The 21,755-nt window shown below is 74.7% G+C and carries 19 protein-coding genes and 1 pseudogene; 7 read left to right on the forward strand and 13 right to left on the reverse strand.

Annotated features, from left to right (window positions below):
* The first annotated feature begins 3 nt into the window (after window positions 1–3).
* On the forward strand, window positions 4–921 hold the full coding sequence (locus V5D56_RS05965; protein ID WP_435738136.1) for a carbohydrate kinase family protein: 918 nt from the start codon (window positions 4–6) through the stop codon (window positions 919–921).
* A 34-nt stretch (window positions 922–955) separates the two neighbouring features.
* On the opposite strand, the gene V5D56_RS05970 is transcribed toward V5D56_RS05965, so the two are convergent.
* Entirely contained in the window at window positions 956–2,077 is a 1,122-nt protein-coding gene (locus V5D56_RS05970; RefSeq protein ID WP_435738137.1) for an ABC transporter permease, read from the reverse strand.
* Between the two features lie 90 nt (window positions 2,078–2,167).
* Here V5D56_RS05970 and V5D56_RS05975 point away from each other — a divergent pair, with 90 nt between their 5' ends.
* Window positions 2,168–2,761 (forward strand): TetR/AcrR family transcriptional regulator, encoded by a 594-nt coding sequence (locus V5D56_RS05975; protein WP_435738138.1) that lies wholly within the window; start codon window positions 2,168–2,170, stop codon window positions 2,759–2,761.
* A gap of 4 nt (window positions 2,762–2,765) precedes the next feature.
* On the opposite strand, the gene V5D56_RS05980 is transcribed toward V5D56_RS05975, so the two are convergent.
* The 4 genes and pseudogenes from V5D56_RS05980 to V5D56_RS05995 form a co-directional block, all read right to left on the reverse strand.
* A complete protein-coding gene (locus tag V5D56_RS05980) occupies window positions 2,766–4,358 on the reverse strand; it encodes a glycosyl hydrolase family 65 protein (protein WP_435738139.1) in 1,593 nt (530 codons plus the stop codon).
* Window positions 4,359–4,416: 58 nt separating this feature from the next.
* A pseudogene (locus V5D56_RS05985) lies at window positions 4,417–5,082 on the reverse strand (hypothetical protein); the annotation flags it as partial.
* Between the two features lie 61 nt (window positions 5,083–5,143).
* The gene (locus tag V5D56_RS05990) at window positions 5,144–5,929 is read right to left on the reverse strand and encodes a response regulator (protein ID WP_435738140.1); all 786 of its coding nucleotides are present in this window, start codon (window positions 5,927–5,929) and stop codon (window positions 5,144–5,146) included.
* Window positions 5,926–7,272, reverse strand: coding sequence for a sensor histidine kinase (locus tag V5D56_RS05995; RefSeq protein ID WP_435738141.1), 1,347 nt, complete (start codon window positions 7,270–7,272; stop codon window positions 5,926–5,928). Before V5D56_RS05995 ends, V5D56_RS05990 begins: the two co-directional genes overlap by 4 nt.
* Before the next feature lie 139 nt (window positions 7,273–7,411).
* Between V5D56_RS05995 and V5D56_RS06000 the strand changes: the two genes are divergently transcribed.
* On the forward strand, window positions 7,412–8,239 hold the full coding sequence (locus tag V5D56_RS06000; RefSeq protein WP_435738142.1) for a GAP family protein: 828 nt from the start codon (window positions 7,412–7,414) through the stop codon (window positions 8,237–8,239).
* 141 nt (window positions 8,240–8,380) lie between these two features.
* On the opposite strand, the gene V5D56_RS06005 is transcribed toward V5D56_RS06000, so the two are convergent.
* Together V5D56_RS06005 and V5D56_RS06010 are read right to left on the reverse strand one after the other, a co-directional pair.
* Window positions 8,381–9,856, reverse strand: a complete 1,476-nt coding sequence (locus tag V5D56_RS06005) for a flotillin family protein (RefSeq protein ID WP_435738143.1) — start codon at window positions 9,854–9,856, stop codon at window positions 8,381–8,383.
* A 123-nt stretch (window positions 9,857–9,979) separates the two neighbouring features.
* Complete coding sequence (locus tag V5D56_RS06010) at window positions 9,980–10,450, reverse strand: NfeD family protein (protein WP_435738144.1); 471 nt, start codon at window positions 10,448–10,450, stop codon at window positions 9,980–9,982.
* A gap of 195 nt (window positions 10,451–10,645) precedes the next feature.
* Here V5D56_RS06010 and V5D56_RS06015 point away from each other — a divergent pair, with 195 nt between their 5' ends.
* Both V5D56_RS06015 and V5D56_RS06020 read left to right on the forward strand, forming a co-directional pair.
* Window positions 10,646–11,563, forward strand: coding sequence for an ABC transporter ATP-binding protein (locus V5D56_RS06015; protein ID WP_435738145.1), 918 nt, complete (start codon window positions 10,646–10,648; stop codon window positions 11,561–11,563).
* Window positions 11,560–12,402 carry an ABC transporter permease gene (locus tag V5D56_RS06020; protein ID WP_435738146.1) on the forward strand — a complete coding sequence of 281 codons (843 nt, stop codon included), beginning with the start codon at window positions 11,560–11,562 and terminating at the stop codon, window positions 12,400–12,402. Before V5D56_RS06015 ends, V5D56_RS06020 begins: the two co-directional genes overlap by 4 nt.
* A 39-nt stretch (window positions 12,403–12,441) precedes the next feature.
* On the opposite strand, the gene V5D56_RS06025 is transcribed toward V5D56_RS06020, so the two are convergent.
* From V5D56_RS06025 to V5D56_RS06045, 5 genes are all read right to left on the reverse strand, one after another.
* Entirely contained in the window at window positions 12,442–13,455 is a 1,014-nt protein-coding gene (locus V5D56_RS06025; protein WP_435738147.1) for a phosphotransferase family protein, read from the reverse strand.
* 26 nt (window positions 13,456–13,481) lie between these two features.
* Window positions 13,482–15,194: a RecQ family ATP-dependent DNA helicase gene (locus V5D56_RS06030; RefSeq protein ID WP_435738148.1), complete on the reverse strand. Its 1,713-nt coding sequence runs from the start codon at window positions 15,192–15,194 to the stop codon at window positions 13,482–13,484.
* Window positions 15,191–16,999, reverse strand: a complete 1,809-nt coding sequence (locus V5D56_RS06035) for a pyruvate dehydrogenase (protein WP_435738149.1) — start codon at window positions 16,997–16,999, stop codon at window positions 15,191–15,193. The genes V5D56_RS06030 and V5D56_RS06035 overlap by 4 nt, the downstream gene beginning before the upstream one ends.
* 260 nt (window positions 17,000–17,259) lie before the next feature.
* Window positions 17,260–18,252 (reverse strand): NAD(P)/FAD-dependent oxidoreductase, encoded by a 993-nt coding sequence (locus V5D56_RS06040; protein WP_435738150.1) that lies wholly within the window; start codon window positions 18,250–18,252, stop codon window positions 17,260–17,262.
* Between the two features lie 82 nt (window positions 18,253–18,334).
* Window positions 18,335–19,273, reverse strand: coding sequence for a class I SAM-dependent methyltransferase (locus V5D56_RS06045; RefSeq protein ID WP_435738151.1), 939 nt, complete (start codon window positions 19,271–19,273; stop codon window positions 18,335–18,337).
* 47 nt (window positions 19,274–19,320) lie between these two features.
* On the opposite strand from V5D56_RS06045, the gene V5D56_RS06050 reads away from it, so the two are divergent.
* On the forward strand, window positions 19,321–19,914 hold the full coding sequence (locus V5D56_RS06050) for a helix-turn-helix domain-containing protein (protein ID WP_435738152.1): 594 nt from the start codon (window positions 19,321–19,323) through the stop codon (window positions 19,912–19,914).
* A 179-nt stretch (window positions 19,915–20,093) separates the two neighbouring features.
* Here the strand turns inward: V5D56_RS06050 and V5D56_RS06055 are convergent, their stop codons facing one another.
* Complete coding sequence (locus tag V5D56_RS06055; protein ID WP_435738153.1) at window positions 20,094–21,398, reverse strand: MFS transporter; 1,305 nt, start codon at window positions 21,396–21,398, stop codon at window positions 20,094–20,096.
* A gap of 46 nt (window positions 21,399–21,444) precedes the next feature.
* Here V5D56_RS06055 and V5D56_RS06060 point away from each other — a divergent pair, with 46 nt between their 5' ends.
* Window positions 21,445–21,744: a GNAT family N-acetyltransferase gene (locus V5D56_RS06060; RefSeq protein WP_435738154.1), complete on the forward strand. Its 300-nt coding sequence runs from the start codon at window positions 21,445–21,447 to the stop codon at window positions 21,742–21,744.
* Window positions 21,745–21,755: the final 11 nt, after the last annotated feature.

The following is a 21,755-nucleotide window of genomic DNA, read 5'->3' on the forward strand; positions in this document are numbered from 1 at the left end:
CGCGTGACCGCCGCCGCACCCCGCGAAGCCCTTGCCGAGACCCCGCCGCGGGACCGGGACGAGGTCTTCGTCGCCGGTCCCGCGTCGTGGAACCGGATCGTCCGGCTCGACGCGCTCCCCGAGCCGAGCCCGCACACGGTATTCGCGCGTGACTCCTACGACACCGTGGGCGGCACGTCCGCCGGCAAGGCGCTCAACCTCGCGGCGCTCGGCCGGTCGGTCACGCTGCGCACGGTGCTCGGCACGGACGACGACGGCACGCGCGTGCGCTCGGTGCTCGAGTCCGGGGGCGTGCGGGTGCTCGCCGAGGCGTCGCCCGACGGGCGCACGGAGAGCCACCTCAACCTCATGGACCACGACGGTGGTCGCGTGTCGGTGTACCTGCGGGCGCCGGGCGAGGTCCCGGCGGCGGGCGCGGGCTGGGACGCGGCCGTCGCCGCGCTCGACGCCGCCGCGGCGGTCGTCGTCGACCTCGCCGTCGCGGCCCTGCCCGTGCTGGACCTCGCCGTCAGGCGCGGTCGCGACGTCTGGGTCGACCTGCACGACTACGACGGCGCCGCGGACTTCCACCGCCCGTGGGTCGAGGCGGGCACGCACGTGTTCCTCAGCTCGGACCGCCTGCCGGACCACCGCGCGTTCATGGGTGCACGTCTCGACGCGGGCGCGCGGCTCGTCGTGTGCACGCACGGCACTCGCGGGGCGACGGCGCTCACGGCCGACGGGTTCGTCGACGTGCCCGCGCAGGCGGTCGAGGACGTCGTCGACACGAACGGCGCCGGGGACGCCTTCGTCGCGGGCTTCCTCGACGCGCACCTGCGGGGCGAGCCCGTCGAGGCGGCGATGCGGGCGGGGGCCGTGCACGCCGCCCGCGTCGTGCGCAGCCCGGGCCTCGCCCCGCTCGACGCCGCGGCCCGGGACTGACGCCGCCTCTGCCCGGGCGACGGACGGACCCCGGTCAGGCGCGTCCGGACGCGGCCAGCGGGTCGTCGGCGGACGGCACCGGGGCCGACCACGTGCGCCGGTGCCCGACGAGCACGAGCACGACCCCCAGCACCGCCCAGCCCGCCAGGACGAGCCACGGCAGGGTCGTGTCCGCGGCGGGGAAGTACGAGAGGTCGCGCAGGAGCGTCGCGGACGCCCCCGGCGGGAACCACTGCCCGACGGCGCCCCACGGCGCGAGCAGCATCTCGACCGGCATCGCGGCGGCCGAGAGCGGGTTCGCGACGAGGAGGAAGAGGACCGGCCCGACGGCGATCCCAGGGCGCCCGAGCACCGCGGCAGCGCCGACGATCGTGCCCGAGATCCCGAGCAGGGTGAGCCCGACGGCGGCGGAGTCGGCGAGGAACGCGCCGTGCAGCCCGCCGAGGCCGTGGAGGATCCCCGCGATCGCGAGGCCGCCGACGATCGCGTACGTGCCGAGCGCCGCGAGCCGCCGTCCGGTGCCGAGCACGACGAGCGCTATCGCGACCCCTCCGGCGATCCCCCCCAGGACGAGCGGGAACGTGGCGGCGCCGAGCGTCGTGCCGCGCGCGTCGTCGGGGGAGAGCGGCACGACGTCGGTCACGACGACGGTCGGCACGCTGGCGGCGGGCACACCCTGGGCCGCGGCAGCGGCGTCGACCTGGGCCTGGAGCGCGGTCGCCTGCTGGCCGAGGAGCTGCGCGACGACCGGGCTCGCCGCCGAGGCCGTGAGGACCTCGGGCTCGGCGCCCAGCACGATCGCCCCGTAGACGTCGCGGGACTCCACGAGCGCGACGGCGGCGTCGCGGTCGTCGACCGCGGTGACGTCGAGCACGCCCGGAGCGCCCTGCGCGAGGCCGGCCTCGACCTGCGCCACTTGCTCGGCGGAGCCCGCGACGGCGACCGGGAGGTCTCGCGGCTCGGCCGTGACGGACGGCCACAGGAACGCCAGGACGACGACGCTCACCACGGTGACGAGACCGACGGCGAGCCCGAGGACACGGTGCCAGGGGGTGACGCCGGGGGTGCCGTCGGGGGTCTGCCCGGCGGTGACGCCGGCCGTTCGGCCGGGGACGGTGCCGGAGGGATGGGACGTCTGCGGTGACCGGGTGCTCATGACCACTCCTCAAAACGAATGTTCGTTCTTTAAAGACTCCACGCGTCCGGCGAGTCTGTCAAGAACGATCGTTCGGTTTAGGCTGGGGCGATGCCCAGGGTGACCGAGGAGTACCGCACCGCGCGCCGCGACGAGATCGCCGAGGCGGCGTTGCGCGTGTTCCGGCGCAAGGGTTTCCAGGCGGCCTCGATGGCCGACATCATCGCCGAGTCGGGGCTGTCCGCGGGGGCGATCTACGGCTACTTCCCCAGCAAGTCGGAGATCGTCCGGGCGACGGCGACCCGGATCGTGGGGGCGCGGGTCCTCGACGTCGAGCGGCTCGCCACGCAGGAGCCGCTGCCCGCACCGGCCCAGGTCGTGCGCGTCCTCATGACGGGGGTCCAGCGCGAGCTCGGGGACCCCCGCATCCTCGTCCAGCTCTGGGGCGAGGCCATGACCGACCCGGCGCTGCTCGGCCTCGCGGCGGGCGTCGTCGCTCGCATCCGCGGGACGTTCGAGCACTACCTCGCGGAGTGGCACCGCCGCACCAACGGGCTGGACGAGGACGCGGCCGCCGCGCTCGCCGTCGAGCAGGCGCCGCTGTTCGTCAGCGCGTGCCAGGGCTGCATCATCCAGTCGGGGCTGTTCGAGGACTTCGACCGCGACGGCTATCTCGACCAGCTCGACCGGTACCTCCCGCGCTGACGGGCTACGGCGCGGCGAAGAGCGGCGCGCGACCGGGCGGCTGGGCGGGCGGCGGACCCTGCTCTCCCGGGCGGACCGGCCGTACCTGCGTCGGCTCCCCCTGCGTGAGGTGGAGCTCGTCGCCGTCGTGCACGAGCCGCAGCTTCTCGCCGGACACCAGCCGGTACGTCACGCCGTCGCGCCGCACCTCGACGCGAGCGCTCGCACCGTCCGCGTGCACCGGGAAGGCGAGCCCGGTGAGCCGGGACGGCAGGGACGGCGCGAGGTGCGGGACGCCGTCCTCGTGGCGCAGACCGCCGAGCCCGGCGACCAGAGCGGTCCACGTCCCGGCGAGCGACGCGACGTGCAGCCCGCCGTCGGTCGACCCGCGCAGGTCGCACAGGTCGAGGAGCGCGCACTCGCGCGCGTACGCGTAGGCGAGGTCCAGGTAGCCGATCTCCGCGGCGACCACGGCCTGCACGGGAGCGGACAGCGACGAGTCGCGCACCGTCAGGGGCTCGTAGTAGTCGAAGTCGCGGCGCCTCTGCTCGGGCGTGAACTCCTCCCGCGCGACGTGCAGCGCAAGCACGAGATCGGACTGCTTGACCACCTGCCGACGGTAGAGCTCGGAGTAGTGGACGTGGTCGTCGAGCGGGAACCGGGCGGTGCCGCGCCCCTCGAAGTCCCAGTGCGCGTGCCGCGTGAAGTCCTGCGACTGCTCGGTGACCTGCAGCTCGTCGCTGTAGGGCACGATCATCCGGTCGGCGGCGAGCAGCCACGCCGCGCTCTCGTCCGCGGTGACGCCCAGCCCGCCCGCCCGCTCCGGGTACCGGTCGCACAGGTCCGCGGCGGCCCGGAGGTTCTGGCGCGCCACGAGGTTGGTGTAGGTGTTGTTGTCCACGATCGCGGTGTACTCGTCCGGGCCGGTCACGCCGTCGATGCGAAAGCCCGCGTCGGTGTGGTGGCCGCGTCCCGCCCACAGGCGCGCCGTCTCGACGACCAGGTCGACGGCGACGTCGCGCGCGAACGCCTCGTCCCCCGTGGCGGCAACGTGCCGCATCGCGGCGAGCGCGACGGCGGCGCTGACGTGGAACGCGGCCGTCCCGGCGGGCCAGTAGCCCGACGACTCCCGCCCGCTGACCGTCCTCCACGGGAACGCGGCGCCCGGAAGACCCAGCTCGGCCGCACGCTCGAGCGCGTGCGGCAGGCTGGCGTGCCGCCAGCGCAGGTGCGCGGCCGCCGCGCCCGGCAGCACGTGGTCCAGGACCGGGAGCACGAACGTCTCCGAGTCCCAGAAGGCGTGCCCCCCGTACCCGGTGCCCGTGAGTCCCTTGGCGCGGACGCCCACCCCCTCGACGCACGCCGACGCCTGCACCGTCTGGAACAGGGCGAACCGCGCGGCCTGCTGCATCTCGTCGTCGCCCTCGACCTCGACGTCGCCGCGCTCCCAGACCTCGGCGAGGAGCTCGGCCTGCTCGCGCTGCAGCGCGTCCCACCCGGCGCCGAGGGCGTCGGTGAGCACGTCGTGCGCGTGCGCGGGCAGGGCGTCGGCGTCCGGCCCGCCCACGTGCGCCGAGACCACGAGCACGGTGACCCACTGGCCGGCACGCAGGTCCACGGTGAGGGTGGCGGCGCCCGCGCGGTGGTGCCGACACCGGCGTCACGCCGTCGGCCGCCTCCACGACGTGCGCGGTCTCGACGGCGACACCCCGGCCCGAGCGGACGGTGCGCTGGTGCACGGACGAGCCCTCGGCGTCGTGCCGGCACGACGCCGTGACGAGCCCGGGCTCCGCGCGCTCCGGGTTCTGCCCGGCGTCGCCGTGGGGGCAGTCGGGGGCGGGACGCGCGGTCACCGTGACGTCGTCGTGCGCGCGCACGCGCCACCGCGACGCGACGATCTCGGGCCGCGCGAGGGACACCAGGCGCCGGTTGGCGAGGCTCACCGTCCCGCCCGACGGCGCGGTCCAGCGCAGCTCCCGGTCCAGGACCCCGCGGCGCAGGTCGAGGACGCGGTCGTGCGCCTCGACGGTGCCGGACGCGACGTCGACCGGAGCCCCGTCCACGGACCAGCCGACGCGCCACGCGTCGACCACCGGGACGAGGCGTTCCTCGATCTCGGGGTAGGCGTAGCCGCGCTCGGCGTACGTCTGGTCGTACTCCTCGACGACGCCGGCGACGAGCGTCGCCGGGTCCGCGTCCGCGGGAGTCTCGTCGAGGACACCGCGCACACCGACGTGCCCGTTGGCCAGGGACAGGACGGAGGCCGCGGTGCGCGCGCCGTCGAGGTCGAGGTCGGACTCCCGGACGGACCAGGCGCTGAGATCGTTCGTCACCCGTGACACCTCATCACGGCCCGGGCACGCTCACCCGCCGAGGGGGACCGGCGGTGCCCGACCAGGGTGGCTACGCCAGGCCCGCGTCCCGCGCGACGATCGCCGCCTGCATGCGCGACGCGACCCCGAGCTTGGTGAGCACGCGCGAGACGTGGGTCTTGGCTGTCGCCTCCGAGATGAACAGCTCCGTCGCGATGCCCTGGTTCGACAGCCCGCGGCCCAGCGCCACGAGCACGTCCAGCTCGCGCGGCGTGAGGTCGTCGAGCCGCGCGTCGGGCCGGGCGGCGGTCCGGTCGGTGCCCGACGCCGCGCCGTCCCCGCCGGTCGTCCGGCCGCCCGCCTCGGCAGCGCCCGGGCGGGCCGGGTCGCCGGCGTCACGTCCGCCGTCGGGCCCGGTCCCGCGGCCGCCGTCGGACCCGGGCCTGGGCCCGCGCGCGAACGCGGCGAGCAGGCGCCGGGTGACCTCCGGGGCGAGCACGCCGTCGCCGTCGGCGACGCGCCGGACCGCGTCGAGCAGCGCTGCGGGCTCCGCGGTCTTGAGGAGGAAGCCCGCCGCACCGGCCCGCAGCGCACCGTCGACGTACTCGTCGAGGTCGAAGGTCGTGAGGACGAGGACGTCCGCGAGGCCCTCCGTCGTGATGGCGCGCGTCGCCTCGATCCCGTCGACACCGGGCATGCGCAGGTCCATGAGCACGACGTCCGGGCGCAGCGCCCGCGCGTTGGCGATCGCAGCCGTGCCGTCGGCGGCCTCGCCGACCACCTCGACGTCGTCCGCCGCCTCGAGCAGGAGCCGCAGCCCGGCGCGGATCGCGGCGTGGTCGTCAGCGAGGAGCACGCGGACCGTCGGGCGCGTCATCCGGCGGCCTCGCGGGCGGGAGCCGGGTCGTCGTGGGGAACGGCCGTCGGGACCGTCGCGCGGACGGTCCACCCGCCACCGCCCGCCGACCCGTCCGCAGGCCCGGCGTCGAGCGTGCCGCCGACCCCCTCGGCGCGCTCGCGCATCGTCAGCAGACCCGTTCCCGCGCTGAGCGCCGGGTCCCCGAGCGGCGAGCGCATAGTTGTGCCGTCGTCGTGAACCGTGAGCACGACGTCGTCGCCCGAGCGCTCGAGCCGCACCGCGACCGGCGCGCCGGGCGCGTGCTTGAGCGCGTTCGTCAGGGCCTCCTGCGCGACCCGGTAGAGCGCCTGGTCCACGGCGGCGGGCAGCTCGGCGGCACCCGGGTCGTCCGTGAAGGTCACCTCCGTCCCGGTCGCGCGCGCCGCGTCGAGCAGCGTGCCGATCTCGGCGAGCCGGCCGGGCGCGACCACCGGTTCGGACCCGCGCCGCTCGCTGCGCAGGAGCAGGATCATCGACCGCATCTCCTCCAACGACGTGACCGCGCTCGTGCGCACCTGCTCCAGGGCGGCCCGGTCGCGCCCTGCGTCCGGAGGAAGCTGGAGCGCGGCACCCGAGTGGATGGCGATCGCCGAGAGATGGGACGCGATGACGTCGTGCAGGTCGCGTGCCATCGCGGCGCGCTCGGCCCGGACCGCCTCGTGCCGGTCGAGCTCGGAGATGCGCTCGAGGTCGCTCGCACGCTCGCGCTCGAGCTGCGCCGCGCGGGCGGCGCTCGCGGCGTCGCGGGCGGCGAGGTCCGCACGCGCCCGTTCGAGCTCCGCGAGCTCGGTCTTCTGGCGCACGTTCGTGGCCCACCACAGCGGCATGAGCAGCACCGCGCCGAGCTGGAGACCCGTGTAGACGAAGACCCGCACGTCGCGCGCGGCCTCGCCGGCGGCGACCGCGCCGAGCACCGAGACGGTGACCGTGACGCCCCACAGCCAGGCGCGCGCCCGCGGGCTGCCCCACGTCGCGGCCGCGTACAGCAGGTCCCACAGGACGATGGTGATGGCGAGGGAGCCACCCCATGCGAGGTCCACGAGCATGACGGCGACGCCGCCCGCCAGCGCGAGCATCGGGTGCCGTCGTTTGACGAGGATGAGCGCGCACCCGACCGCGAGCAGCGCGTACCGCCACCACGGTTCCGGGGTCACGATCCCGATCGCGCCGTCGACGTGGACCAGGTCGACGAGGCCCACCTCGATGAGCACCCACCCGAGGACGAACGTCATGACGGCCGTGACCACGTCGTTGCGCGCGTCCTCGAGGCGCCACACCTGGCGCAGCGCGCCGTCGCGGGACCACCAGCGGACTGAGCTCACGTGCCCATCCCAGCACACGCGCCGTCGTCGGGGATCGGTCGAACGGTGTAGACGGCTCGCGGCGAGACCCCCGCGGCGGGGGCGAGGATCGTCCGTCCGGCCGACGACCGAGACCCCTGCCGCGGGGGAAGGTCGGGTCATGGACCTCCCCCTCGACCTCGCCGGTGCCGACGGCACCGGGCTCGGCCTCGCCGCGATGGCCGGCATCCTCGTCGTCCTCGCGCTCGTCGACTCGACGAGCTTCGGCACGCTGCTCATCCCGGTGTGGCTCCTGCTCGCGCCCGGGCGCCTCCGCGCCGGCCGCGTGATCACGTACCTGGCGACGGTGGCGGGGTTCTACCTCGCCGTCGGCATCGTCGTGATGCTCGGCGCGGGTGCGTTCCTCGACCGGTTCGGCGACGCGCTCGACACGCGCGCCGCGGCCATCGTGCAGCTCCTGCTCGGCATCGGGCTCCTGGCGCTGAGCTTCCGGTTCGACGGCAAGCGCGCCGCGCGGCGCGCCGAGCGCGCGGCGGCTGAGGGCCGTCCCCCGGCACCGGGCCGGCTGTCGCGGTGGCGCGAGCGTGCGCTCGGGATCGAGTCGGCCGTCGACGGCGGGGTGCAGGGTGCGGTGACCGTCCGGGCGCGGCCCTCCGTCCTGCCGCTCGTCGGCCTCGCGCTCGGCGCCGTCGCGATCGAGGTCGGCACGATGCTGCCGTACCTCGCCGCGATCGGGATCATCACCACGTCCGACGTCGGGTGGCCGACGTCCGCGGGCGTGCTCGCCGCGTACTGCGTCGTGATGATCGCTCCCGCGCTCCTGCTCCTCCTGGGCCGGCTCGTCGCCGCGCGGGCGGTGGACCCGCTCCTGCACCGGCTCGACCGTTGGCTCACCAAGAACGCCGCCGAGATGACCGGCTGGGTCCTCGGGATCCTCGGCGTGCTGCTCGCGCTGAACGCGATGGGTCGCCTCGGCTGGACGGGCTGACGGGTTGCGACTCGCATGTCAGGGCGACGGGTCACCGGAGTGACCTGTGACCCTGACATGCTGACCGACAGACGCGACGCCGGACACGAACGTGGCCCGCCCGGAGGACCGGACGGGCCACGACGCTGTGCGGGGCGCAGTTCAGACGCGCGTGCCGTTCGACTCCGACGCCCGGTCGGGGCCGGACAGCGTGCTGCCCGCGAGGCCGGCGATGAGCTGGTTGATGTCGACGCCCGTGAGCTGCTTGATGACGCCCTGACCCTCGCCCAGGACGGAGGCGACGTTCTTCGTGATCGCCGAGGCACCGTCGGTCGAGATGACCGTCATGCCCTGGATCTTGCCGATCGGCTCGGCGGCCGCGCGCACGATCTCGGGCAGGCGCTCGATGAGCTCCTGGACGAGAGCCGCCTCGCCGTACTTCTTGAGCGCCTCGGCCTTGGCGTCGGTCGCGACCGCCTCGGCGCGACCCTCGGCCTCGATCGCCGACGCGCGCGCCTCACCCTCGGCCTTGATGCCGGCCGCCAGGGCGACCTGACGGTCGCGCTCGGCCTCACCGGCGCGGCGCACCGCGGCGGCGGACGCCTCGGCGTCCTGGATCGCCGCCGTCTTGTTCGCCTCGGCGATGACGGTGCGCTTGTAGGCCTCGGCCTCCGTGGAAGCGTTCGCGGCGTCACGACGCGCGTTCGCCTCCTGGACCTCGGCGTACGCCTTGGCCTCGGCCGGCTTGCGGATCTCGATGTCGAGCCGCTCCTGCGTCACGCGGGCCTGCTCGGCGAGCGCCTCGCGCTCCTGCTGCGCGACGAGGCGATCCTGCTCGGCGCGGGCCAGCTGACCGGCCGCGTCGGCCTCGGCGTTCGCGCGGTCCGTGTCGGCCTTGATGACGGCACGCTTGAGGTCGAGCGCCTTCTGGCGCTCCGCGATCTGCTCGGCGGCCTCGATGACCGCGAACTCGGACGCGCGCTGCGCCTCGGCCTCGGAGACCTCGGCGACCTGGCGGGCGCGCGCGTTCTCGGCGCGACCGAGGTTGGCGAGGTAGTCCGACCCCGGCGTCGAGATGTCGGAGATGTTGAGCAGGTCGACCTGCAGACCCTGCTCCGACAGGTCGGCCTTCGTCGACTCGACCACGCGGTCGGACAGGCCCTTGCGGTCCGAGATGATCTGCTCGATCGTCATGTCGCCGACGATGGAGCGCAGCGAGCCCTCGAGGGACTCCTTGATGATCTCGGTGAGCGTGCCCTGCTGGGACAGGAAGCGCTGGGCGGCACGCCGCACGCCCTCCTCGTCGCCGCGGACCTTGAAGTTGATCGACGCCTTGATGGCGATCTTGATGCGGTGCTTGTCCACGCCCTCGACGGTGATCCCGATCTGACGCTGCTCGAGCGAGATGGGGAAGCCCTGCTGGAGGATCGGCCAGACGAACGTGCGGCCGCCGACGATGACCTTCTGGCCGCTGCCGGTGGCCTCCTTGCGTCCGGCGCCGCGGCCGACGATGACGAGCGCCTCGTTCGGCGGGACGCGACGGATGCGCTTGCTGATGAAGATGATCACCGCGAAGAAGGCGATGACCAGGGCGACGATCGCCAGGGTCGTGATGAGGTTGTTCGTGTCGTCCAGCATGGTCAGCGCCGGGGCGCGTCTCCTTCCGTTCGGGCGGTGGGCGTGCGGTGCGTGCAAAGGTTTGGGTGGCCCGTGCGGCAGTGCGGGCGGGCCGGGCGGCGGTGCAGCGGGTGCGGGACGACGTCAGTCGTTCGCGAAGTGCCGGCGCACGCGCACCTTGCTCCCGGACTGCTCCAGGACGACGACGCGCGCGCCCTCGGGGATGGGCTCCTCCGACCAGGCGAGCCGGCGCTCGAGCTCGTGGGCCGCGTCGAGCGACACCTCGCCACGAGACGGGTCGATCGCCGTCGTCGCGGTGCCCTGGACGCCGACGAGCGACACCGGGGTCCCGTCCTCCGAGTCGCGCAGGTGCGTGACGAGGCGCTGGACGACGAGGACGACGACGACGGCCACGACGAGCGAGCCGACGTACGCGACCCACGTGGGCAGGTCGTTCGCCGTCACGATGACGCCCACGGACCCGAAGACCACGCCGCCGACGCCCAGCGAGGTGCCCGAGAGCGACCCGTCACCCAGGTCCACGATCTCGCCGACGAGCAGCGAGAGGAGGAGCAGCGCGAGCGCGGCGATGCCGATGACGAGGAAGACGATCATTCGTGGTCCCTTGAGCGACGCGTGGAGTTGTCGTGAACGTGCGCACACCATACCGTGACGCGCGCGCGAGATCGGCCGTCCACAGTCACCCAGGCATGGGGACCTCTCCCCGCGCCGGTTCGCCTCGCGTGCGGCGACCAGGGGTGTTTGGGTTCCACCCATGCGGACGAACCCTGCGCGACCCGAGATGCTCCTGTGATCGAGGTCGAGCACCTCACCAAGACCTACGGCGCGACGGTCGCCGTCGACGACCTGAGCTTCGTGGTGCGCACCGGCCGGGTGACCGGGCTGCTCGGGCCGAACGGTGCCGGCAAGTCGACGACGATGCGCATGATCCTCGGCCTGCACCGGCCGACGAGCGGGGTCGTCCGGATCGACGGGAAGCCGTTCGTCGACGACCCGGCGCCGCTGACGGCCGTCGGCGCCATGCTCGACGCCCACGCGGTGCATCCCGGCCGGACCGCGCGCACCCACCTGCGGTCCATCGCGCTGACGCACCGGCTGCCCGCCTCCCGCGTGGACGAGGTGCTGGAGACGACGGGACTGGCCGCGGTGGCCGGTCGCCGCATCGGCACGTTCTCGCTCGGGATGGGGCAGCGCCTGGGGATCGCCGCCGCCCTCCTGGGGCGCCCGCGCACGCTGATCCTCGACGAGCCCGTGAACGGCCTCGACCCCGACGGCGTGCACTGGGTCCGCGAGCTGGTGCGCGCGCTCGCGGCGCAGGGCACGACCGTCCTCGTCTCGAGCCATCTCATGAGCGAGATGGCGCTCACCGCGGACGACGTCGTCGTCCTGGGCCGCGGACGGCTCGTCGCCAGCGGGACGGTCGAGGAGATCGTCGGCGCCGCGTCCGGGGGCAGCGTCCGGGTCCGGACCGCGGAGACCGCCGACGCGCTGGCCGCCGAGGTCCGTGCGTCCGGCGGCACGGTCACGTCGACCGAGGAGCGGGTGCTGACGGTGGCCGGGCTGTCGAGCGACCAGGTCGGCGCCCTCGCGATGCGCACCGGGACGGTGCTCGCGGAGCTCGTCCCGCAGCACGTCTCGTTGGAGGACGCCTTCTTCGAGCTGACGAAGGACGCCGTCGAGTACACGACCGACGGAGGACCCCGATGACCGCACAGCCCGCACGGCCCGCGCCCCCGACGACGTCGCCGGCCACGTCGTCCACCCGATCACCGGCGGACACGCCGCGACTGGGGTTCGGGGGCCTCGTCGCGTCCGAGTCGCTCAAGGCGCGGGGCCTGCGCTCGACGTGGTGGCTCCTGTCCCTCGCCCTGCTCGTGCCGGTCCTCGTCGCGGTGATCACGGCGCTCACCGAGCGGTCGGACGTCACCGACGCCGACACCGCGCTCGCCGGGGCGGTCGGCGCGTTCACGGACACGAACTACCTCGGGCTCCTGCTCCTCGTCGTCCTCGGGACGATCGTGGGCACCACGGAGTACGAGCGCGGTGCCGTCCTCACCACGTTCGCCGTCGTGCCGCGCCGCGTGCCCGTCGTCCTCGCCAAGGTCGTGGTCGTCGCCGTGGTCGCTCTCGTGGTCTCGGTGGCCTCCGGCGTGGTGTCGTTCTTCGTCGCGGCGCTCGTGCTCGGTCACGGGGCGCCCGGGGGGATCGCCGACCCGGTCGTGCTGCGCGTGCTCGCGGGCACGGCGTTCTACCAGGCCGCCGCGGCGGTGATCGCGCTCGCGTTCGGGCTCGTCGTCCGGTCCAGTGCCGGCGGCATCGCCGCGACCCTCGGCTTCCTCTACGTCGTGCCGGCGCTGCTGCAGGCGGTCCCGGTCGAGGCCGTCGGACGCTTCGCCCGCTCGCTCCCGGGGCCGGAGGGCACGGTCCTGGAGCTCCCGAGCGGAGCCGACGGCGCGACGCTCACCTGGAGCGTCGTCGCGATCGTGGTCTGGACGGCGGTCGTGGTCGCGGCCGCGTGCGTCGTCGTGCGCCGCCGGGACGTCTGACCGGACGTCTGTCCGGGAACCAGGCCAGAGGTCGGCCGGCTACGCGCCGAGCTCGTCGAGCAGGTGGTCGAGGTTCGCCCGGGCGGTCGCCTGGTAGCCCGCGACCCAGTCGCCCTCGTACGCGCGCGGCACGACCTCGACCGCCAGGACGCACGCGAGGTACAGGCGGTAGAGCCGCAGCCGCGCCCACGCGGCCGGGTCGCCGTCGTCGGGCGTGCCGTCGCCGATGCCCGGCTCCCCGCCCGCCGCGCGGTAGCCGGCGAGGAGGTCGGGGTCGACGGCGCCCACGCCGAGCTGGTCGGCGCCCACGAGCTCGAAGAGCGGGTCGCCCCAGAGCGCGCGCTCGGCGTCGAGGACGCCGACGATGCGGTGGTCGGCGTCGAGGAGCACGTTGCCGGGCCACAGATCGCCGTGGACGAGGTGGGGCACGGTGACCAGGGCGAGAGAGCCGCGGCGGCGCGCGACGGCGTCGTGCACCCGGTCGACCGGGAGCTCGACGCCCCAGCGCGCGGCGTCGGCGAGGACCGCGCCGAGCATGCGGTCGTATGCCTCGGGCCACGTGGCGGCGGCGAGCCCGGACTCCGGTGCCGGGTAGCCGAACCGGTCGCCAGCGAGCCGGTGGAGCCGGGCCATGAACGCGCCGAGCTCGTGCCGCACGCCGGCGGCCGCGTCGGGCGCGAGGTCGAGCGTGCTCCACGCCGTGCCGTCGACGAACGTCACGACGAGCGCGTCGCCGTCGAGGTGCTCGCGTGAGAAGTCCGCGTGCAGCACGCGCGGCACGGGCAACCCGGCGGCGTGCGCTGCGCGGTACACCGTCGCCTCGGTCGCGAGGATCCCGTGCTCGTAGCCGAGGAGGCGCGAGGTGTCGGCACCGGTCACCTTGACGACGACGCGGCGCGGGCCCGCGTCCGTCACGCCGTCGGCGCGCGCGAGGTCCACAGCGACGACGCTCGCGAACATGCCGCCGCTCAGCGGTTCGACGCGCACCGCCGTGCCGAGCGGCCGGACCACGGCGGCGACCTGGTCGTCGGTGACCGACGTCTTGGTGAGCACGCGGCGATGCTACCGAGGCGCGCCGGTCAGGCGGGCGCCAGCAGGTCGTGCTCGAGGACCGCGTCGAGGCTGAGGGTGCGGTAGCCGTGCGAGGTGAAGAGCACGGTCACACGGTCGCCCTCGCCGTTCTCCTCGCCGGACTCGTACCCCATGACGGTGCCCTCGCCGAACTCCGCGTGCCGCACCGAGGATCCGGTCGCGAACGGCACCGCGTCGTCGACGACCCGTTCGGTCGCCGTCCCGGCCCAGCACGTGTCGCAGCGACCGCACGGCTCGGCGAGCTCCTCGCCGAGGTAGGCGAGGAGGAACTGGCGGCGGCACTGCGCCGTCTCGGCGTACGCGCGCATCATCTCCAGGCGCGAGTCGTCCGTGCGGCGCCGGTCCTCGGCCAGCTCGACGGCCGCGTCGGCGACGGCGGCCGGCCCGGCGTCCGGTCCTCGCAGCGTGCGGGCGTCGGTCACGAGCGTGCGCAGGCGCGCGAGGCGGCGGGGCAGCCGCCCGCGGGAGGAGGCGGCGACGTCGTGACCACGAGCGCCGTCCCGCTCCGGCGCGCTGATCGTGCCGCGTCCAGGTCCCGCCTGCGCCCGGTCCAGCGCGCGCGCCACCTCCAGCACGTCCTCGCGGTCGGGCACCCCGACCCGGAAGTAGCGCTGGAGGCCGAGGTCCTCCGGCCGGTAGAACAGGACGGCGACGGCCGGTTCGCCGTCGCGGCCCGCGCGACCCACCTCCTGGTAGTAGCCGTCCGGCGAGCCGGGCACGTCGGCGTGGACGACGAACCGCACGTCCGGCTTGTCGATGCCCATGCCGAACGCCGACGTCGCGACGACGACGTCGACCTCGTCCTCGGTGAACCGGCGCTGGGCCTCCTCGCGCTCGGCCCGCCGCATGCCGCCGTGGTAGGTGGCGGTCCGCAGCGCCGTCCCGGTGCTCGGGTCGGCCAGCGCGTCGGCGAGCTCGGTGGTGTGCCGCCGCGTCGCGACGTACACGATGCCGACGCCGTTCTCCGCCTCCGCCCGTACGCGCTCCACGACGGCGCGCCGCTTGTCGGCGTCCTCGACCGCCCGCACGACCTCGAGCGCGATGCCCGGGCGGGCGAACCCGCGGACGATCACCGCGGCGTCGCGCAGGTGCAGGCGGGCGGCGACGTCCTCGCGGACGGGAGGCGCCGCGGTCGCCGTGAGCGCGAGGACGCGCGGGCGCGGGTCGAGCGTGTCGATGCGCTCGCCGAGCCGCAGGTACTCCGGCCGGAAGTCGTGGCCCCACACGGAGACGCAGTGCGCCTCGTCCACGGCCACGAGGCTCGGCCGGGCGGCGCGGACGGCGTCGAGGACCTCCTCGTTCGCGAGCTGCTCCGGGGAGAGGAAGAGGAACTCGAGCTCCCCGGCCGCGGCGGCCTCCAGCGCGGCTCGCCGCTCCGCCGCGGGCACCGCCGAGCTCACCGCGGCCGCGGCGGCGTCGCCCTCGCCGATCTCGAGCAGCGAGCGCACCTGGTCCTGCTGCAGCGCGATGAGCGGCGAGACGACGAGCGTGGGTCCGGGCAGCTCGAGTCCTGGCAGCTGGTAGACCGCGGACTTCCCGGCGCCCGTGGGCAGCACGAGGAGGACGTCGTGGCCGTCGAGGAGCGCGGAGATCGCCTCGGCCTGTCCGGGCCGCAGCCGCTCCCAGCCGAACACCTCCCGTGCCGTGGTCCGTACCTCGGCGAGGGTCGGCGGGCCCGGCGTCGTGGTGCCGTCCGTCACGGGCGGGGTACGTTCCGCAGGTTGGCCCGCGCCATCGAGACGACCTCGCCCATGCCCCCGCCGAGGACCTCCTTGCTCATCGCGACGGCGAACCCGCGCACCTGGCCGGCCGTGATGTTCGGCGGGATCGAGAGCGCACGAGGATCGGTCACGACGTCGACGAGCGCCGGGCCGGGGCGGTGCAGCGCGTCCTCCAGGGCGCGCCGCAGGTCCCGGGGCTTCTCCACGCGGACCGCGGGGATCCCGATCGCGTTCGCCACGGCCGCGTAGTCGACCTGCGGCGACTCGGTGCCGAACATCGGCAGGCCGTCGACGAGCATCTCGAGCCGCACCATGCCGAGGCTCGCGTTGTCGAAGAGCACGACCTTGACGGGCAGGTCGTACTGGCGGAGCGTGACGAGCTCGCCGAGGAGCATCGAGAGACCACCGTCCCCCGCCATCGCGACGACCTGGCGGTCGTGGCCGGCCTCGCGCGTGGCGGCCGCGGCGCCGATCGCGTGGGGGAGCGCGTTGGCCATCGAGCCGTGCAGGAACGAGCCGACGATGCGGCGTCGGCCGTTCGGCGTGATGTACCGGGCGGCCCACACGTTGCACATGCCGGTGTCGACGGTGAAGACCGCGTCGTCCGCCGCGACCTGGTCGAGGACGTCGGCGACGTACTCCGGGTGGATGGGCGTCGTGCGCTCGACCTTCTTCGTGTACGCGCCGACGACGCCGTTCATCGCCTTCTCGTGCTTGGCCACCATCCGGTCGAGGAACGTGCGCGACCGCGCCTTCTTCACGAGCGGGAGCAGCAGCCGCACGGTCTCGCCGACGTCGCCGACGACCGCGAGGTCGAGCCGGGTGCGTCGTCCGAGCCGCGTCGGCTCGACGTCGATCTGTGCGGTGCGGACCTCGGCCGGCAGGAACTGGTCGTACGGGAAGTCCGTGCCGAGCAGGAGCAGGAGGTCGCAGTCGTGCATGGCGTCGAACGCTGCGCCGTAGCCGAGCAGGCCCGACATGCCCACGTCGAACGGGTTGTCGTACTGGATGAACTCCTTGCCGCGCAGCGAGTGGCCGACGGGCGCGGCGATCTTGTCGGCGAGCGCGATGACGTCCTCGCGCGCGTCCCGCACGCCTGCGCCGGCGAAGATCGTCACCTTCTTGGCGGCGTCGATGGCGTCGGCGAGCTGCTGGACCGAGCGCACGTCCGGGACGATGCGGGGGCGCGGCGGCCGGCAGGCGACGTCGGGCACCGCTGCCGGTGCGTCGAGGTCGGCGACGTCGCCCGGGAGCGTGAGGACCGCGACGCCCGGCGCGCCGAACGCGTGGTGGATCGCGGAGTTGATGACGCGCGGCGCCTGTTCGGCGCTCGAGATCATCTCCGAGTACACGGAGCACTCGGTGAAGAGCCGGTCCGGGTGCGTCTCCTGGAAGAAGCCGGTGCCGATCTGCTTGCTCGGGATGTGGCTCGCGATGGCGAGGACGGGCACGCGCGACCGGTTGGCGTCGTAGAGGCCGTTGATGAGGTGCAGGTTGCCGGGGCCGCACGAGCCCGCGCACACCGCGAGGTCGCCGGTGACCTCCGCCTCGGCGGCCGCGGCGAACGCCGCGGCCTCCTCGTGGCGCACGTGCACCCACTCGATGCCCTTGCCCGCGTTGTCCCCGGTGTTGGACCGGTGCACGGCGTCCACGACGGGGTTGAGGCTGTCGCCGACGATGCCGTAGATCCGGCGCACCCCCGCCTCGATCAGCTGTGCGACGAGCAGGTCCGCGACCGTACGGTCGCGCTTGTCCTGGGGGGAGCGGCCGATTCCGAACGGCATGACGTACCTCCACGGGTGGGGACGGGTCGTCATCCATCGTGCGTCGGGCCGCGCTCGGACGCAGCGCGAGCCCGCAGGGGAAGGCGTCTCGTGCGTCACGTCGACGGCCGAACCCCGGGTCGTGCATCGCCTCGACTGCCGAACCCCGGGTTGTGCGGCGGTGGACGCCCTGAAGGACGCACAACCCGGGGTTCGGCGAGACCGGTGACACACAACCCGGGGTTCGGCGAGCGCGCCGGGTGACCCGAGTGGTGGCAGGTTCAGGCGCGCCGGCGCGCGTGCTCCGCCTCGACGGCCCGCTCGACGTCCTCGGTCACGAGCTCGGCGTTGAGCTGCGCGCCGGCCATCACGCCGGCCGCGGCCGAGGCCCCGACCATCGCCGAGAGGTCGCTCGTGTTGCCCGCGGCCCACACGCCGGGCAGCGTCGTCGCACCACGCGCGTCGACGGGGACGAACCTCCCGCCCATCGGGTGGTCCTCGAGCTCGCCGCCGAGCTGCTCGAACAGCTCGCCGCGCGCGACGAACCGGGGCGCTACGGCGACCGCGTCCACGGGGAACGTCGTGCCGTCGCCGAGCACCACGCCGCGCAGCGAGCCGCCGTCCGGGCCGTCGCCGACGTCGAGGCGCGCGACGCGCCCCTCGACCACGGGCACGCCGAGCGCCGCGAGCTTCTCCCGCGCCGCGTCGTCGGGCACCGGCGCGGTGTGGAGGAACAGCGTGACGGAGTCGCTCAGCTGGCGCAGCAGGAGCACCTGGTGCACCGCGTTCGGCCCGGTGCCCAGCACGCCGATGCGGCGACCGCGCACCTCGTAGCCGTGGCAGTACGGGCAGTGGATGACGTCCCGGCCCCAGAGCTCGCGCACGCCCGGGACGTCGGGCAGCTCGTCGACGAGGCCCGCCGCGAGGAGGATGCGGCGGGCGCGGACCGTCGTCGGGCCCGGCTCGCCGGACGAGCCCTGGACGGGCTCGACGTCGACGACGAAGCCGTCGTCCTCGCGCCGGACCGCGACGGCCCGGCCCGGCCGGACCTGCGCGCCGTACGACGCCGCCTCGCGCCGCCCGGCGGCGAGCAGCTCGCGCGGCGCGATCCCCTCGCGCCCGAGCAGGTTGTGCGCTCCCTCGGCGGGCGCGTTGCGCGGTTCGCCGGCGTCGATCACGACGACGGAGCGCAGCGAGCGCCCGAGCGTCACCGCCGCGGACAGACCGGCGGGGCCGCCGCCGACGATCACGACGTCATGGGTGGTGGTGGTCATGGGTGTACCTCCTGGTGCTGTGGGGCCGTGAGTGCTGGCTATATGTCGTCGCGAGGGGGTGCGGACGACGAATACCCAGCACTCAGCGGGTGGGGTCGAGCGGTCGTCGGGCGGTCCACAGGATGCGGCCGCTGCGGGCGGACGGCTCGTGGTCGGGGCTCCGGTGGTCGGGGTTCTGATCGCGCGTGGTGTCCGTGCCCGACGTCGCGCGCCCGGGCCGGTCGAGGAAGGTGGCGACGGCCGCGACGTCCTCGGGTGCCAGGTGCTCGACGAGGTGGTCGTGCACGCGGGTGAGGGTCGTGCGCACCCACCGGTCCGCGTCCGGTCCGGTCGCGGGCGACGACTCGATCTCGACACGGTCGACACGCTCGAACCCGGCACGCTCGAGGTGAGGCGTCCAGTCGGGGTACTGGTTCCAGCCGGCGTGCGTCATCGCCGCGGCGAGGCGGTCTTCCAGGCCGGGCCTCCCGACGGAGGGCGGCAGGGCCGGCGTCGTCCCGGTCATCTCGACGACCGCGACGACGCCGCCGGGGGCGAGCGCGGCGCAGGCGTCGCGCAGGACGCGGTCGGGGTCCGCGACGTGGTGCATCGACGCGGACGCCCACACCAGGTCGGCCTCGCCGGTGGCCGGCCACCCGGCGTCGAGATCGGCCTCGACGGTGCGCACGCGGTCGCCGACGCCCGCGGCGTCGGCCGCGGCGCGCAGCCGGCCGAGCATCACGGGCGACGAGTCGACGGCGACGACCTGCGCGCCGGGGAAGGCTCTGGCCAGCGCGAGCGTCCCCGTCCCGGTGCCCGCGCCGAGGTCGACGACGGTCCGGGTGGGCGACGGTGCGAGGGCTGCGACGTGTGCCACGACGTCGGTGAGGAGGTCGGCGAAGACCAGGGCGTCGAGCTCGAGGATCTCGGCGCACGCGTCGTCGTCGGGGTGGGCGCCCGCGTGCGCGCCTCCGTGCGCGTCGGCGTGGGCCCCGGCGTGCCCGGGGTGCGACTGGTGGTCGTGGTGGGCGTGCGTCGTCATGCCTCCACGGTAGGCCAGCAGTGCGTAGCAGGCATAGACTCTTGCGCATGACGCAAGAAGTCGATCTCGACGCCGTCGTCCGGCAGCGCATCCGCGGCCTGCGCCTCGCGCGCGGCTGGACGCTCGACGCGCTCGCGGCGCGGTGCTACCTCAGCCCGTCGACGCTGAGCCGCATCGAGACCGGGGGCCGCCGCATCGCGCTCGACCAGCTCGTGCCCATCGCGCGGGCGCTCGGGACGACCCTCGACCAGCTCGTCGAGCCGGTCGACGACGAGGACGTCGTGATCCGACCGGAGCCCGACCGACAGGAGGGCGTCACGACGTGGCTCCTGTCGCGCGAGCGCGCCGGGGCCACCGTGGCGAAGATGCGCATCACCCCGGAGCGGCTGGTGGGCCCGGAGCACCAGCGCGTGCACCCTGGCCACGAGTGGTTCACCGTGCTCTCCGGCACCGCGATCCTCTATCTCGCCGAGCGACGCGTCATCGTCCAGTCGGGGCAGGCGGCCGAGTTCTCGACGATGGTCCCGCACTCGTTCGGCGCGCACGAGGGCCCGGTCGAGATCCTCACGATCTTCGACCACGACGGTGAGCGCGCCCACCTCCGGGACGCCCGGCCCGGCGAGACGCCGCCCGCGGGCTGACGGGCCGCCGTCGGGCACCCGCCGAACCCGGAGTTGCGCGGCACCGTCGCGTGCCGAACCCCGGGTTGTGTGTCGTTCGGGCCGTTCATGGCCGCACAAGCCGGGGTTCGGCAGGAACGGTGGCCCGACGGCGCACCGGTGGCCCGACGGCGCACCGGTCGCCCACGGCGCGAGGCGCCTCAGGGTGCCGGTGCGACGACCTCCCGCGCGGCGCTGCGCCGCAGCGACCGCAGCGCCGCGAGCGCCAGCACGACCGCGAGCAGCGCCGCCGCGACGACGACCTCGAACCCGGCGTGCGCGCCCGCCGCGTCGATGCGCGTCCCGGCGACGGACGACCCGATGGACACGCCCACGCCGAGCGACGTCCCGACCCACGCGAGACCCTCGGTGAGCTGGTTCGGCGCGACGAGGTTCTGGACGAGCCCGTTGCCGTTGATGAGCGTCGGCGCGATGGCGAAGCCGGTCACGAACATCACCGCCGCGAGCACGGGCAGCGACGTGACGAAGAAGAACAGGCTCACGCCGACGGCGAGCCCGACGATCCCGAGCACGAAGCGCCGCCACAGCGGCGACACCCAGTGTCGTGCGCCGTAGAAGAGCCCGGACAGCAGCGAGCCGGACGCGAACACCGCGAGGATCAGCCCGGCGGCGCCCTGCTGACCGTGCTCCTCGGCGAACGCGATGGTGGACACGTCGGTCGCGCCGAACACGATGCCCATCGCGACGAAGATGACGGCCAGCACGATCATGCCCGTCGACCGCATCGCCGACCGCTGCTTGACGCCCGGCTCCGGCACGACGACGGCCGGCTCCGTCCCGCGCTGCGACAGGAACCACAGCCCCCCGACGACGGCGGCGACGAGCGGCACGAGCAGCCCGGCCGACGGGAACACGGCCGTGGCGAGGATCGTGGCGAGCACGGGCCCCACGACGAACACGAGCTCGTCGAGCGCGGACTCCAGGGAGTAGGCGGTGTGCAGGCGCCGGGGGTCGTCGAGCACGTGGGTCCACCGCGCGCGGACCATCGACCCGTACGAGCCCTGCGTCCCGCCGGCGATCGCGGCGAAGACGTACAACGTCCACTCGGGCGTCCCGAGGACCGCGCACAGGATGAGCCCGCCGAGCCCGAGGGTCGTCGCCGCGAGGAGGGGCAGCATGATCCGGCGCTGGCCCACGCGGTCGACGAGCCGCGCGATCTGCGGCGAGAAGATCGCCTGAACCACGATGAGCACCGCCGCGACCCGGCCGGCGAGGGCGTACTCGCCGTAGATCCCCTGGATCATGAGGATCGTGCCGATGCCGACCATGGACATGGGGAGCCGGGCGACGAGGGCCGCGGCGGAGAACTGCCACGCCCCGGGGATCGTCAGGACGGCCCGGTACGGGTTGCGCGACGCCGGGGCCTCGGGGGCCGCGACGCCGCGCTCGTCACTGGGGTCGTCGTCCTCCGGCCCGGCCGGGGAGAGCGGGGAATCCTGCACCACCGTCCCAGTGTCGCACCGGGCGCCCGCATCCTGGACGATGGGCGCCATGAGCCAGGACACAGATCCGCAGACGATCGAGGTCGTCGACGTCGGCGACCGCTTCGAGGCCCGCACCCCCGACGGCGTCGTCGCCGGGTTCGCCGAGTACGTGCGGGAGCCGGGAAGAGTGGTCTTCACGCACACCGAGGTCGACCCGGCGTTCGAGGGCCGGGGCGTCGGGTCGGCGCTCGCCGCCGGTGCGCTCGACCAGGTCCGCGCGTCGGGCGAGCGCGTCGTGCCGCTGTGCCCGTTCATCAAGGCGTACATCGCGCGCCACCCCGACGACCAGGAGCTCACGACCCGCTGACCGCCGAGGGG

This window comes from Cellulosimicrobium sp. PMB13 (assembly GCF_051294865.1).
GTDB lineage: Bacteria > Actinomycetota > Actinomycetes > Actinomycetales > Cellulomonadaceae > Cellulosimicrobium.